The 14387-nt window shown below is 72.5% G+C and carries 12 protein-coding genes and 1 riboswitch; of the genes, 9 read left to right on the top strand and 3 right to left on the bottom strand.

Annotated elements, in window-relative coordinates; genetic code table 11:
* Positions 1-33: 33 nt before the first annotated feature.
* From OO014_RS09715 to OO014_RS09705, 3 genes are read left to right on the top strand one after another with little or no spacing between them, the layout of a single operon-like run.
* Entirely contained in the window at positions 34-396 is a 363-nt protein-coding gene (locus tag OO014_RS09715; protein WP_272462108.1) for a hypothetical protein, read from the top strand.
* Positions 389-847: a hypothetical protein gene (locus OO014_RS09710; RefSeq protein WP_420485496.1), complete on the top strand. Its 459-nt coding sequence runs from the start codon at positions 389-391 to the stop codon at positions 845-847. The genes OO014_RS09715 and OO014_RS09710 overlap by 8 nt, the downstream gene beginning before the upstream one ends.
* Positions 848-852: 5 nt before the next feature.
* Entirely contained in the window at positions 853-2118 is a 1266-nt protein-coding gene (locus OO014_RS09705) for a lipid II:glycine glycyltransferase FemX (protein WP_272462106.1), read from the top strand.
* 8 nt (positions 2119-2126) lie between these two features.
* Here OO014_RS09705 and OO014_RS09700 read toward each other — a convergent pair whose 3' ends face one another.
* Complete coding sequence (locus tag OO014_RS09700) at positions 2127-2792, bottom strand: hypothetical protein (protein WP_272462105.1); 666 nt, start codon at positions 2790-2792, stop codon at positions 2127-2129.
* Between the two features lie 109 nt (positions 2793-2901).
* Between OO014_RS09700 and hrpA the strand changes: the two genes are divergently transcribed.
* Both hrpA and OO014_RS09690 read left to right on the top strand, forming a co-directional pair.
* On the top strand, positions 2902-6885 hold the full coding sequence (gene hrpA, locus OO014_RS09695; RefSeq protein ID WP_272462104.1) for an ATP-dependent RNA helicase HrpA: 3984 nt from the start codon (positions 2902-2904) through the stop codon (positions 6883-6885).
* Between the two features lie 91 nt (positions 6886-6976).
* Positions 6977-7912 (top strand): PAC2 family protein, encoded by a 936-nt coding sequence (locus tag OO014_RS09690; RefSeq protein WP_272462103.1) that lies wholly within the window; start codon positions 6977-6979, stop codon positions 7910-7912.
* 11 nt (positions 7913-7923) lie between these two features.
* On the opposite strand, the gene OO014_RS09685 is transcribed toward OO014_RS09690, so the two are convergent.
* Positions 7924-9705 carry a DNA polymerase gene (locus tag OO014_RS09685; RefSeq protein WP_420485495.1) on the bottom strand — a complete coding sequence of 594 codons (1782 nt, stop codon included), beginning with the start codon at positions 9703-9705 and terminating at the stop codon, positions 7924-7926.
* Entirely contained in the window at positions 9698-10846 is a 1149-nt protein-coding gene (locus OO014_RS09680; RefSeq protein WP_272462102.1) for a MalY/PatB family protein, read from the bottom strand. Before OO014_RS09680 ends, OO014_RS09685 begins: the two co-directional genes overlap by 8 nt.
* A gap of 170 nt (positions 10847-11016) precedes the next feature.
* Between OO014_RS09680 and OO014_RS09675 the strand changes: the two genes are divergently transcribed.
* The 4 genes from OO014_RS09675 to OO014_RS09660 all read left to right on the top strand — a co-directional run.
* The gene (locus tag OO014_RS09675; protein ID WP_272462101.1) at positions 11017-11817 is read left to right on the top strand and encodes an EcsC family protein; all 801 of its coding nucleotides are present in this window, start codon (positions 11017-11019) and stop codon (positions 11815-11817) included.
* Complete coding sequence (locus tag OO014_RS09670; protein WP_272462100.1) at positions 11807-12337, top strand: YkvA family protein; 531 nt, start codon at positions 11807-11809, stop codon at positions 12335-12337. The genes OO014_RS09675 and OO014_RS09670 overlap by 11 nt, the downstream gene beginning before the upstream one ends.
* Before the next feature lie 93 nt (positions 12338-12430).
* Positions 12431-13477 (top strand): DUF4192 domain-containing protein, encoded by a 1047-nt coding sequence (locus OO014_RS09665; protein ID WP_272462099.1) that lies wholly within the window; start codon positions 12431-12433, stop codon positions 13475-13477.
* Positions 13478-13588: 111 nt separating this feature from the next.
* Positions 13589-13702: riboswitch (SAM riboswitch) on the top strand.
* 19 nt (positions 13703-13721) lie between these two features.
* Positions 13722-14387: alpha/beta fold hydrolase (locus OO014_RS09660; RefSeq protein ID WP_272462098.1), on the top strand; the 666-nt coding region annotated here is incomplete at its 3' end.

The following is a 14387-nucleotide window of genomic DNA, read 5'->3' as shown; positions in this document are numbered from 1 at the left end:
GTGCTGCTGGGGCCCAGACCGTAGGATTCCCGCGTGCTCGCCCCCCTGACCGTGTCGCTCCTCGTTGCCTCCGGGGTGCTCGGCCTCGTGGCCGCCCACCACCTCGTCCGCCGGCGGCTCGTGGACGACCCGCTGATCCTCATCGGCGCGGGGATCGAGCTGGGCCTGCTCGTGCAGCTGGTCTACGGCATCTCGCAGTCCGGAGCCATCGTCGACGGTTCGGAGCGGGCCACGTTCGTGGCCTACCTCTTCACGGTGCTCGTCATCCTTCCCGCCGCGATCTTCATCGCCATCAAGGAGAAGACGCAGTGGGCGATGGCCGTGGTGCTCGGAGGAGCGGTCGTCGTGGCCGTGCTCCTGGCGCGCATCCAGCAGATCTGGGCCCTCAATGCCTGAAGCCGTCCCCGTGGACCCCCACACGGGTCACCAGAGTGACCACCACACCCACACCGGGCGCGGTCCCGGGCGCCTCGTGGTGGCGCTCTACGGGCTGCTCGCCCTGGCTGCCACCGGGCGCAGCGTCCTGCAGATCGTCGAGTACTTCGACCGGGCCCCGGTCTCCTACCTCCTCTCCGCCCTCGCAGCCCTGATCTACGTGGTCGCCACCGTCGGCCTCGCCCGCGGTGACCGGCTCTGGGTGCGCGTCGCGTCGGTGGCCATCGTCATCGAGCTCGTGGGCGTCCTGCTCGTCGGCGCGCTGTCGTATGCCGCACCGGACTGGTTCCCCGACAAGACCGTGTGGTCGCACTTCGGGCAGGGCTACGGCTACGTGCCCCTCGTGCTGCCCGTGCTCGGGCTCCTCTGGATCCGGCGCAGCCGGCGGCTTCGCTCCGCGCCGATAGGGTGACCGGCATGGACGAGGCCCCCATCGCACCGACCACCCCGAGCAGCCAGGCGACACCCTCCGGCCGCGGCGGCGACACACCGGCGACCGTGCCGGTCGGCCCGTTCACGGTCCGGCCCGTCACGGCAGACGAGGCGCGCGCCACCGTGCTGGAGCTGCACGGCAGCTTCCTGCAGACCCCGGAGTGGGCCCGCACCAAGCCGGACTGGACGGCGGTGCACCTCGGCTGGTTCGACGCCTCGGGGGCGCGCGTCGGCGCCGGTCTCGTGCTCTCGCGGGCGCTCCCGCGCGTGCGACGCTCCTTCGCGTACCTTCCGGAGGGCCCGGCCCTGCCGTGGGCCGCTGTAGCCGGGGACCCGGCCGCGTGGCTGGAGCCCCTCGTGGCCTGGGCCCGGTCCTCGGGTGCCTTCGCGCTGCGGCTCGGTTTCCCGGTCGTGTCGCGGTCCTGGGAGCCGGACATCGTCAAGAAGCAGATCAGCGAGGGCGGTCTCATGTCCTTCACCGCCCTGCCCCCGACGGTGGACAACCCGGTCGCGCGCCGGCTGGAGGCGTGGCTCGACCGCGGCGACTGGCGACCGATCGGGTGGGGGAACACCGCCGCCGTGGGTCAGCCGCGCTATCTCTGTGTCATCGACCTCGAGGGTCGCGACAGCGCGGCTGCGCTCAAGGCGATGAACCAGCAGTGGCGGCGCAACATCAAGAAGGCCGACAAGGCGGGTGTCGAGGTCCGGTCCGTCGGTCTCGAGGGTGTGGACCGCTTCCACGAGCTCTACGTCGAGACCGGCGAGCGCGACCACTTCGTGCCCCGGGCGAAGTCCTACTTCGAGCAGATGGTGCGGTCGTTCTCCGATGCTGGCGAGGGGGTCACCGGATGCATCTACGAGGCGCACATCGACGGCGACGTCCTGGCCTCGGCCTTGATGGTGCGCGTCGGCGACACCTTCTCCTATCTGTACGGCGGGTCGACCGGTCGCAACCGTGAGGCCCGGGCGAGCAACGCCCTGCAGTGGCAGGCGATCCAGGACGCGATCGAGGCGGGTTGCTCCGCCTACGACCTGCGCGGTTTCAACACGTCGCTGGGCGCCACGTCGCCGCTGATCGGTCTGCTGCTCTTCAAGCTCGGCGCCGGAGCCGACGTGGTCGAGATGGTCGGCGAGCGAGAGCTGGTGCTGAGCCGGTTCTGGCACACCGCCTTCGAGAAGGCCATGGCGTTGCGCGTCGCGATCAACAACCGTCGAGCGGGCGCAGAGGCCACGTCGGACGCCGACGTCTAGGTGCGTGCTCAGCGCGGCAGCAGGCACTCGGCCGAGCCCGTGCCGGAGCGCACCGCGACGAGCACTCCGTCGGCGTAGACCCGGCACTGGAGCTCGGCCGCGCCTGACGCTCCGCGGGCGACCACGGACAGGAGCGCACCGGGCTCCTCCATGAGCACGTCGACCGCGAACGGTAGCGGTGTCCCGGGGACGAGGCTGTCGTCGGCCTTCGCCAGGACGACCATCGTCGCGTAGTCGTCGTCCCCGGCCACCTCGACGCGGAACGACGTGGCTCCCGGGGGGACGGCCTGTGCCTCGAGACCTGGCTGGATGCCGGCGACCATGCCGTCCTCCACGTAGGTCACGTCCTTGATCTGGGTCGTGTCGTCCTCGCCCCAGTCGGGAGGGGGAGCGTGCCACTCGACCGATCCGGCGTTCGTCATGCTGTCGGGGCCGTCGCTGAAGGCGACGTTACCCATGACGGGCAGGGCGAAGAAGGCGGCCAGGACCAACCAGGCTGCTCGGCCCCGCGGCCGGTGCCGGGGAGGCGTCGGCGTCGTGGGTGGCGGCAGAGGGGGCAGGTGGGGTGCCGGCGCCCACGCCGTGGGCGGCAGCGACGACGCAACCGGGGTCTCCTCGGGGAACGCGACGTGTCGATCGTGGTGCGGGTCCGGTGCCGCCGGCCTCGGGTCCATCGTCGCCCCTTCCGCGAGGTGTCCCACCGGGTCAGACCCTACGTGTCGCCGGGTGGTTCCACCGGAAACGAGTTCGGACCGGCCCCGCCCGGCGCTTATCCTGTCGCCCATGCCCGATGACCATCCTGCCGCCCCCGCGGACCGCCGCACCGGGCCGGTCCGGGCAGGTCGTCGGGGCGGCGGCGGGCGTCGACGCGCGCCGGGCGCCGGGGCATCGCTGCGTTCAGGGGGCCGTATGCCGCTGAGCCCGGACGCGCTCGCTGCCCGCCGGGCCGCTCGGGCGGGGTTGGTCCCGCCCATCACGTATCCGGAGCAGCTGCCCGTCGTCGACCGGAGGGACGACATCGCGGCGGCGATCCGGGACCACCAGGTCGTCGTCATCGCCGGCGAGACGGGGTCCGGCAAGACGACGCAGCTGCCGAAGATCTGCCTCGAGCTGGGGCGCGGGCTCGATGGCGTCATCGGCCACACCCAGCCCCGGCGCATCGCGGCGCGCGCGGTCGCCGAGCGGCTCTCCGAGGAACTGCGCGTCGAGCTGGGCACCACGGTGGGCTATCAGGTCCGCTTCACTGACCAGTCGAGCCGGGACACCCTCGTCAAGGTGATGACCGACGGCATCCTGCTCGCCGAGCTGCAGCGTGACCGCGAGCTGCGGCGCTACGACACGATCATCATCGATGAGGCGCACGAGCGCAGCCTCAACATCGACTTCATCCTCGGCTACCTCAAGCAGCTGCTCCCGCGTCGGCCGGACCTCAAGGTGATCATCACCTCGGCGACGATCGACCCGGAGCGGTTCGCCCGGCACTTTGCGGCTGCCGACGGGACTCCGGCACCGATCATCGAGGTCTCCGGCCGTACGTATCCGGTGGAGATCCGCTACCGCCCCCTCGTCGACCCCGACCGGCCCGACGACGACGAGCGCGACATGATCACCGGCATCTGCGAGGCGGTCGAGGAGCTCTGGACCGAGCGCCATTCCGGCAGCAGCTCCGACATCCTCGTCTTCCTCTCGGGGGAGCGCGAGATCCGCGACGCCGCCGATGCGCTCAACGGGATGAGGCTCCCGGTCACCGAGGTCGTCCCGCTCTACGCACGGCTGTCCGCTGCCGAGCAGCACCGGGTCTTCCAGCCACACACGGGGCGTCGGATCATCCTGGCCACCAACGTCGCCGAGACCTCGCTCACCGTGCCCGGCATCCGCTACGTCATCGACACGGGCACGGCCCGCATCTCTCGCTACAGCCAGCGGACGAAGGTCCAACGGCTCCCGATCGAGGCGATCTCCCAGGCGTCGGCCAACCAACGGTCCGGCCGCTGCGGACGCGTGTCCGAGGGCATCGCCATCCGGCTCTACTCCGAGGACGACTACCTCTCCCGCCCGGAGTTCACCGACCCCGAGATCCTGCGGACCAACCTGGCGTCCGTCATCCTCCAGATGACCTCGCTGGGCCTGGGGGACATCGCGCGCTTCCCGTTCGTCGACGCCCCGGACAGCCGACAGATCGCTGACGGCGTCCGGCTCCTCGAGGAGCTGCAGGCCTTCGCACCCGGGGACGAGACCCCGCCGACCCCGCAACGCCGGCGACGTCCGGGACGCCGCCTCACGGCATACGGCCGGACGATCGCGACGCTCCCGATCGATCCGCGCCATGCCCGCATGGTGATCGAGGGGGACCGCCGGGGCGTCCTGCGTGAGGTGCTCGTCATCGTCGCGGCCCTGTCGATCCAGGACCCGCGCGAGCGGCCCCAGGACAAGCAGGAGCTGGCCAACGCGTCGCACAAGCGCTTCGCCGACGAGACGAGTGACTTCCTCTCCTGGCTGCGGCTCTGGGCCTACCTCAAGGAGCAGCAGCGCGATCTCAGCTCGAGCGCCTTCCGCCGGATGTGCAAGGCAGAGTTCCTCCACTACCTGCGGGTGCGTGAGTGGCAGGACCTGCACGCCCAGCTGAAGCAGGCGGCCAAGCAGGCGGGGCTCGACGTGTCGCGGGGCACCGTGCGCACCGGTGAGGGGGAGGTGGACGCCGATGCGATCCACCAGTCCCTGCTGGCCGGTCTCCTCTCCCACGTCGGAGTTCGCGATGAGCAGCGCCGGGAGTACCTCGGCGCCAGAGGGGCCCGCTTCGGGATCAGCCCGGGCTCCGCGTTGTTTCGCAAGCAGCCGCAGTTCGTCATGGCCGAGGAGCTCGTCGAGACGACCCGACTCTGGGCCCGGATCAACGCGCGGATCGACCCCGTGTGGGCGGAGGAGCTCGGCGCGCACCTGGTCAAGCGGCAGTACTCCGAGCCGAGGTGGTCGGGGCGCCGAGGCTCGGCTGTCGCCACGGAACGGGTGACGCTCTATGGCGTCCCGCTCGTCGTCGGCCGGACCATCGGCCTGGCCAAGGTCGATCCCGAGCTGGCCCGCGACCTCTTCATCCGGCACGCGCTGATCGAGGGTGACTGGCCCACCGAGCACCGCTTCCTGCGTGACAACGCCGAGCTGCTCGAGCGCATCGGACAGCTGGAGGCGCGGACCCGACGCCGCGACATCTCCGTTGACGACAGCGTCCTGATCGCCTTCTACGACAAGCGGATTCCGGCCGAGGTGGTCTCCGGTCGCCACTTCGACACCTGGTGGAAGAAGGCCCGCCGCCAGACGCCGGACCTGCTCACCTTCACCGAGGACCTCCTGCTGCGGGACGGCTCGGCTCCGCTGGAGGTGGAGGACTACCCGACGACCTGGCGCCAGGGTGATCTGGCCCTCGACGTCACCTACCGCTTCGAACCCGGGTCCGATCTCGACGGGGCCACCGTGCACGTGCCGGTCGACCGGCTCAACCGGGTGACTGCCGACGGCTTCGACTGGCAGGTCCGCGGTTTCCGGGAGGAGCTGGTGACGGCACTGATCCGCTCGCTGCCCAAGGCGACGCGGCGCCATCTCGTGCCGGCACCGGATCACGCCAAGGCCGTGCTCGGCGAGCTCGACCCGGCGCACGGTCGACTCGTCGACGCGCTCGCGACCGCGCTGCGTCGGCGGGCGGGCGTTGCGGTCAGCCCGGACGACTTCGACTGGGAGCGCGTTCCGCCCCACCTGAAGGTCACCTTCAGCGTGGACGCGCCGAACGGTGAGCCGGTCGCCACGGGCAAGGACCTCGAGCTGGTGCGCGAGGCGGCGACGCCCCAGCTGCGCCGCCGGGTCCGGGCCGCGAGCACGAGCGTGGAGCGCACGGGCCTGACGACGTGGGACCTCGACCGGGTGCCGGACACGTTCGAGAGCGGGGCCGGGGTGCAGGGCTACCCGGCGCTCGTGGACACCGGAGCCGCCGTCGATCTCAGGGTCCTGCCGACTCAGGCGGAGGCCGAGGCAGAGCATCGGCTGGGGGTGCGCCGACTCCTGCTGCTCGGCATCTCACCGCCGTGGAAACAGATTCTCGCCCGGCTCACGAACACCCAGAAGCTCGCCCTCGGACACAACCCGCACGGCAGCGTCCCGGCCCTGCTCGACGACTGCCTCGCCGCCGCCGTCGACGCGATCAGCGCGGAGGTGGTCCCCGCTGCGAGCGGCGCAGCTGGCAGCGGCATCCGCACCCGCGAGGACTTCGAGTGGGCCCTGTCCGCCGTCCGCACGCACACGACGGCGCGGGTGGTGCAGGTGGTCGGGCTCGTGGAGCCGATCCTGGCTCGCCACCTGACCATCACCAACCGCCTGGCCGAGCTCGACCGGTCGTCGAGCCCGGCGATCCGCCCGATGCTGGCCGACGTGCGCGCGCAGGTGAAGGAGCTGATCCGGCCCGGTTTCGTCGCCGACACGGGCATCGCCCGGCTCCGCGACCTCGACCGCTACCTGCGCGCCGTGGAGCACCGCCTGGACAAGGGGCGCGCCAACCCGGCGCGCGACGCACAGGCCCTCGACCAGGTGGATCTGGTGGAGGCCCGCTACGCCGACCTCCTCCAGGCGCTGCGCCCGAGCCAGCGCGAGGCAGCCGAGGTCCTCGAGATCGGCTGGATGATCGAGGAGCTGCGGGTATCGCTCTTCGCCCAGTCGCTCGGCACGGCCTACACCGTCTCGCCGCAGCGTGTCCTCAAGGCGATCGCCAGGCTCGTCCCCTGAGGGGGGCCGGCCGTGTGCCGGGAGCGGCCGGGAATCATGGTGCCGACGGCCACGTTTGACTCTCTGTACCGTCGTGATGAAAGGGCGTTCCGTGCAAGACCCCACCGAGCTCTTCCAGTTCGAGACCGATACGTCGCTGTCGCCGGACGACACGCACGCCTCCGTCCTCGTCCTGGCCCTTGGCGGTTTCGTGGACGCCGGGCACACACAGCGGGTGCTCACGGAGCACCTGCTGGAGCAGCACGAGTCCCGCGTGATCGCGTCGTTCGACGTGGACCAGCTGCTCGACTACCGCGGGCGCCGGCCGACCATGGTCTTCGATCGTGACCACTGGGAGAGCTACGCCGACCCCAGCCTGCTGCTGCACCGGGTCGTCGACCGGGAGGGGGTCCCCTTCCTCCTCCTCGCCGGGCCGGAGCCCGACTACCAGTGGGCCCGGATGGCCGAGGCCGTCATGGTGCTCATCCGTGCCCTGGACGTCGACCTGACGATCAACGTCCACGGCATCCCCATGGCCGTGCCGCACACCCGCCCCCTCGGCTTCACGTCGCACGGCACCAACCCGAGCCTCCTCTCGGGCAACGAGACGCCGTTCGGCACGGTCCAGGTCCCCGGCAGCTTCGCCTCCCTGCTCGAGCTGCGCCTTGGCGAGGCGGGGCGCGACGCGCTCGGGTTCGCCGTGCACGTGCCGCACTACCTCGGCCAGAGCGAGTTCGCCGACGCCGCGCTCCTTGGGCTGCAGCGGCTCATCGCCGTGACGGGGCTCGACCTCGACACCACGTCGCTGGCTGCGGCGGCGGGACGCGACCGGGCCGAGATCGCCCGCCAGATGGAGCAGTCGGACGAGATCTCCGCCGTCGTGCGGGCGCTGGAGCAGCAGTACGACACCTTCCTGGAGGGGCGGCAGCGCCGCAGCCTCCTCGCGACCGACCTGTCCGACCTGCCGACGGCCGACGAGATCGGCGCGGAGTTCGAGGCGTTCCTCAAGGACGTCGCCGACGAGGCTGGGGACGAGCCGACCGCCTGAGCCGCACGCGGTCAGCCCTTCGCCTCGCTCCAGCGGGTGATGACGGCCGTGTCGGCGACGAAGCGCACCCGGTCGGTGCCGGCCCACGTTCGCGCCGCGAGGGTGAGCGCGTCCTCGACCGCCTGTCGCGCGTCCGGCGCGGCCGGCCGCGGCACGTGGACGAGGAGCTCGTCGTGGAGGCACAGGACGATCTGCCCGCCCAGGGGGCGCACGGCGTGGCGGACCGTGGCGGCCCAGGCCTTGAAGAGCTCTGCCGCTGAGCCCTGGATCACGGCGTTGCGGGCGAAGCGTCCGCGCGCGGCATCAGCGGCCGCCACGTCACCATCGGGCCGTATGCCGCTGGGCTCGCTCCCCGGGACCTCCTGACCCCCGGTCCGGGCGGGGTCGCCGACCCCGGCTGAGTCGGTGCCGAAACGGATCAGTCGCCCGCCGTGGGTGCGGAGCGGACGCCGTGCGACACCGTCGGCGTAGGCCCGGTCGAGCAGGGCCATCGCGACTGGGTAGGCCCGTTCGAGGTCCTTCAGCGCCTCGCCGGCTGCGCCGGACCGCTGGCCGTACATGGCGGCGAGCACGGCGATCTTGGCCACGGGGCGCTCGACCCGGAGCTTCTCGGCGACGGGCGCGTAGAGGTCGTCGCTGCGGGTGGCTGCTGCGAAGGCCTCGTCCCCGCTGACGACGGCCAGGACCCGGGGCTCCACCTGTCCGAGGTCGGCCCGGACGAAGACGTGGCCGGGCTGGGCGCGGACCGCCGGCCGGAGCGGGGCGGGCAGGTTGTGCAGGCCGTTCTGGGCGGTCATGCGGCCGGCCGCCCCGTCGCACGCCGTCCAGCCGCCGCGGAGGCGGTCGTCGTCTCCGACGTGCTCGTCGAGCCACCGGTAGCCGTAGGTCGTCGCGATGCGTTCGTCCTTGCGCCACGCGAGGAGCGCGTCGACGAGCGGATGTGTGTGCCGGTAGGGCTCGAGGACCCAGGCCCGGGTGTTGGGCACGTCCACCCCGACGGACTGGAGCAGGGAACGGACCTGAGCCGGGTTGCGCAGGTCGGCCCGCTCGCCGCCGCGGGCGTGACGCAGGACGACCCGGTCCCGGTCGGCGCGGATCCGGGCTGCTTCCGCGTCGGTGTCCGGGCGCGGGCCCGCCGCCGCCGAGATGAGGTCCTCGGCGGCCAGACGGTCGACCGGCAACCCGTCGCGCTCGAGCTCAAGGCAGAGCACCGCGGCCGCCGACTCCGACCACACGGTCCGGACCAGGCGGTCTGCACTGGCCGCGCCACGCCGGCGGATGGCCTCCTCCTGGTCCTGCTGGCACCGCAGCGCCAGGTCGGCGAGCCGCGCGAGACGCTCGGGTGTGGTGGCCCACCCGGTCAGCGCGTCGGCGCGCAGGTGGCCCGAGTCGGTCAGCAGGTCCTCCACGGCCTGGTCAGCCACGTCGAACAGGTCGCCGTCGAAGGCCGCGTGGCGGCCACGACGGGGGAGCGGAACGTCGGCAGGCGGGAGGCCGCGGCAGCCGGCCCACACGTGGCCCGGGGTCGCCCACCACCCGCCGTGCAGGAGCCGGTGCGCCTCCGCGAGGTCCCAGGTCCGCGGCAGGTCCACGCCGGCTGCCACGACGTCCCCAAGCGCGTCCGCAGCCGACCACACGACCCAGCGGGGGTCGCGGGTCGCGACCAGCTCGGCGACCCGAGCGGCCACCACGGCGCGAGGCCAGGGCTCCGCGAGACCTGGCCCAGCGGCATACGCCCCCTGTGGACCCACGACGAGCGCGACGAGCTCTTGGCCCCTGGTCGGCTCACCCAAGGGAGCGCGCCATCCGGTCGACCGCCTCACGCAGAATCTCAGGGGAGGTCGCGAAGTTGAGCCGGGCGAAGCCGCGGCCCCCGGCGCCGAAGGCGGGACCCGCGGTCAGGGCCACCCGACCGCGGTCCCGGAAGTGCACTGCCGGGTCGTCGCCCAGGCCGAGGTCACGACAGTCCAGCCACCCGAGGTACGTCGCCTCGGGGACTCGGAACCGGACGGAGGGCAGGCGGTCGCGGATGAGCTCGTCCAGCACGCGACGGTTGGCGTCGAGCTCCCCGACGAGCCGATCCACCCAGGCGCCCCCCTCGGACCACGCGGCCGCCTGCGCGATCACCCCGAGGTGGCTCGCGCCGTAGGTGACGAAGGGGTGCAGGCTCGCCACGGCGGCCCTGGCCTCCGCACCCGGCAGGAGGAGCCCGGCCTTGAGGCCGGCGAGGTTCCAGGCCTTCGACGCGGACGTCGCGGTGATGCCCCGCTGGCCGCCCTCCACGGCGAGATACGGCGTGAAGGAGGCCGGTGCATAGACGAGGGCGGCATGGATCTCGTCGGCGATGACCGTGACGTCGTGATCGGCGGCGAGCCGAGCCAGCATCTCGAGCTCGGCCCTCGTGTGGACGGTGCCCGTGGGGTTGTGGGGGTTGGACAGCAGATAGGCGGCCCGGCGCCCTCCGGAGCTCGCCTGCTCGAAAGCCGCTGCCAGGGAACCGGGGTCGAGGCGGCCCTCCGGCGTGAGCGGTGCGTCGAGAGGAGCCCGGCCGACGGCGTCGATGACCGTGAAGAACGCGTTGTAGACGGGAGAGCTGACGACGACGGGCGCGTCCTGGTCCGTCACCACCTCGAGGACCCGGGCGATACCGGTGAGCACGTCGGCGACCACGCGCGCGCTGCCCCCGTCGACCTGCCAGCCCCAGCGCTCCGCAGCGAAACCGGTGAAGGCATCGACGTAGTCGTGGGTCCAGGCGTATCCCGTGTCGCCGCGTCGCATCGCGTCCGAGACCGCCGCCACGACGGCCGGGCACGGCTCGGCGTCCATCTCGGCCACCCACAGCGGCAGCACGTCCGACGGATGGAGACGCCACTTGAGGCTCGTCCGGGAGTGCCGCAGGTCCTGGGCGGAGGCGGACAGGATGCGCTCGCTCATGACCTGAGCCTAGGAGAGGACACCGACGGGACGGGTAAGGGATGGGCGGCGGGCCACTGGCCCCCCGGGGACCGGCATCGCGTAACGTCAGCGACGTCCGGCCACCAGGGGGTCGCACCCGGTTCGCCGTCGATCGACGAGACGCTTCAGTCTCAGAGGAGAGGAGCCACGTGGGCATCTTCGGATGGGGTAAGGACGAGACGCAGGAGGCATCCGACCGCGCTGCCGGTCAGGTCCAGGAGGCCGCCCGGAGCGGCAACGCGGGCAGTGCGCTGGAGCGGGCCAGACAGGCCGACGAGGGCGGTCTGAGCGGTGCGGCCTCCCGCTTCCTGGAGCGACTGCTCGATGTCGGGATCGACGGCCGAGGGCCGTTCGAGTCGGCGCGGACCGTCGCGGACAAGGCGCTCGCCAAGGCCGGCGGAGACCCCGAGGAGGCGATCCGGATCATCCAACGCGACCATCGCCGGCTCGGCGCGGCCGGTGGCTTCGTCACCGGTCTCGGCGGATTCTTCACCATGCCGGTCGCGCTGCCCGCCAACGTGCTCGAGTTCTACCTGCTCGCGACCAGGATGACGGCGGCGACCGCCCGGATCCGGGGCTACGACATCGACCAGCCGCAGATCCGCTCGGCCGTGCTGCTGACCCTGGTCGGCGCGGACAGCGACGACCTGCTCAAGAAGGCCGGCGTGTTCGCGGCCGGCGGCAAGCTCACGTCCGTCGCACTCGAGCGCCTGCCGGCGCCGGCGCTCATGGTCCTCAACAAGGCGATCGCCTTCCGCCTCCTCGGCCGTCTCGGCTCCGGCGTCATCGCCAAGCTGGGTCGGGCGGTGCCCGTGGTCGGAGGGGTCATCGGCGGCGGTGTCGACGTCTACATGCTGAGTCGGATCGCGAACCAGGCCGAGACCGAGTTCCCCCGCGGGGGCGCCGCTGAGGTCCCCCAGGTGGGCGGGGGAGCAGCCGGTGGCCGGTAAGGCCGCGCGGGCTGCGTCCCACCTCAAGGTCCTGGCCACGACGGCGTCCGTGCTGCGCGCCGCGACCCGGCCCGGCGCGCCGAGCCTGACGATGCGGCTCCAGGCCGTCCCGCGGCTGGTCCGGGCCACGCTGGCCGGCCAGTACGCCGGGACGACGCGAGGGCGGCTCGGGATGCTCGCTGCGGCGGCCGCCTACATCGTGTCGCCCGTCGACCTCGTGCCGGAGGCGATCCTGCCGATCGTCGGTGCAGCCGACGATGCGGTGGTCATCTCCTGGGCGGTCAAGACGCTGCTCGAGGAGACCGATCGGTTCCTCGCGTGGGAAGCGGGACAGGGTGTGCGCCACTCGACGCGCTCCGAGCGGCGCGACGTCATGGGACGGTCACTCGCTGGACCGGGTCGAGGGACCGCTGTGCCGGCGCAGCACGCGAGCGGCGTCGGACCTCGCATCACGGGGCAGGCTCGCGACGCCGCGACTGCTTACGTGCTCGAGACGGTGCGCCGGCGCCTGGAACGGTGACCGTCGTCCACATCCCCCGAGGCCGTGCCTCGGTCGTCCACAGGTCAGTCGGAGCCCCTCGCACGGCGGCCGTCCGGCGACCAGTCTCGGGGGATGCAGAAGATCTCCGTCTCCGGGCCCGCCGAGCTGGCCACCATCGTTCCCTACCACCTCGGGTTCCAGCCTGAGCGCAGCGTCGTCGTCATCTGCCTGCGCGACAAGGCCGTCGGCCTCGTCGCCCGCGTCGACGTCGTCGGCTGGTCCGACGCCGCCCAGGCCGCTGCCCAGCTGTGCGAGCCGATCGTCCGCGACGGTGCGACGGCCGTGGTCCTCGTGTCCTACGAGGACGTGGCGGGCGAGGCCCGCCCTCTGGCCGAAGCGCTCGGGGCGGCTCTGGGCCTCACCGGGATCACCGTCCTGGAGGACGTCGTGGTGCGCGGCGGACGCTGGCATGTCGTCGGGGCCGACCGCTCGGAGAGTGACGGCGCACCACTGCCCGCTGTCGCCGACGTGCCGGCGATTGCCGGTTACGTCGCTCAGGGTCGATCCGTCCTCGGCGACCGGCGTGCCGTCGAGGCGCTCGTCCAGCCCGAGCGGGCGGCTCATGACGAGGAGGCTGCTGCCGCCGTCGCGCAGTGGCGTCAGCGTTACTGGGACGCTCGGGCAGCCGAGCGGGTGGCGCTCACCGACGAGTGCCTCGCGGCCTGGGGCACCGTGTTACGCGGCGAGGCGTCGCCGTCCACCGTGCTCCGCCTCGTCCCGGCGCTCGTCGGACCCCTCGACGACCGGGACCTCCGCGACGCCCTGATCGCCTGGCTCTGCCCCGGCTGGCTGCCCCTCGAGGCGATGGACGGCCGGCTCCTGACGCAGCTGGGCGTGCTCGTCGGTGATGTGGAGCCGGGCCCGGCCCGAGGCGACGACGCAGGGGTCGTCTGCCAGGGGTCCGACGTCGAGGACGTCCTCTTGGCGCTGTGCCGGGTCACGCCGGTGCGCTTCGCCGCGGCCGTCCTGGCGATAGCGGCCGCCTACGCCTGGTTCCGTGGCGATGGCACGCGCGCCGGCCTCTGCGTCGACCGGGCGCTGGACATCGAGCCGGAGCACCGCCTTGCCGGCTTGATCCGGCTCGGCCTCGACCATGGGGTGCGCATGCCAGCTGCCTGAGCACTCGAGGCGCCAGGCGGGTGACTGGAGGCCGTCCGTGCCGCCGCGTTCGGGTCCACACCGTGGACGATGGGGAGGCCTCGCGAGACCACGTGACGTAGAGTGGGGGCAGGTCATGAGTGCCAGCGCGAAGCCCCGGCTCGCTGGTCGGCAACCCTCCGTCGCGGTGGGGTGCCCCGGGTGAGGACCAGGCCACGCCACAACCGGCGTCGGCAAGCGCGAGCACCGGGAGTCGATCTTGACGATGACAGAGAGCCATCACACCTCGACGCACGCGATCCGTGCCCAAGCCCGACACAACGGGTTCCACGTGCCTGCGAGCCGGCCGCGTGTCGACGGCGCCTGGCGGCCCGGTGACCCGGTCGGAGCGCGACGCTTCGCGCAGATCGGCGACGTCCGGCTCGAGCGAGGCGACTCCCTCCCCGATGTCACGGTCGCCTATGAGACGTGGGGCACGCTCAACACCGCCGGCGACAACGTCGTGCTCATCGAGCACGCCCTCACCGGCGACAGCCACGTCGACGGTGACGCCGGCAACGGCCACGCCTCCCCGGGCTGGTGGCCGGGACTCGTGGGCCCGGGACGCCCCATCGACACCGGGTCCTGGTTCGTCGTCGCTGCCAACGTCCTCGGTGGCTGCCAGGGCACGACGGGACCATCGAGCCTCGCCCCGGACGGGCATGAGTGGGGCAGCAGGTTTCCCTACGTCACGATCCGGGACCAGGTGGAGGTGGAGGCGCGCCTGCTGGAGCACCTCGGGGTGAGCCGCCTGGCGGCGGTGGTCGGGGGGTCGATGGGCGGCATGCGGGCCATCGAGTGGGCGGCGACCCGGCCGGAGCTGGTCGACCGCTCCATCGTGCTCGCGAGCACGGCCTACGCGACCGCGGACCAGATCGCCTGGTGCCAGCCA

Origin of the sequence: Intrasporangium calvum (assembly GCF_028446585.1) — a bacterium.
Taxonomy (GTDB): Bacteria; Actinomycetota; Actinomycetes; order Actinomycetales; family Dermatophilaceae; genus Intrasporangium; species Intrasporangium calvum_A.
This window is presented reverse-complemented; position numbering and strand designations above follow the sequence as displayed.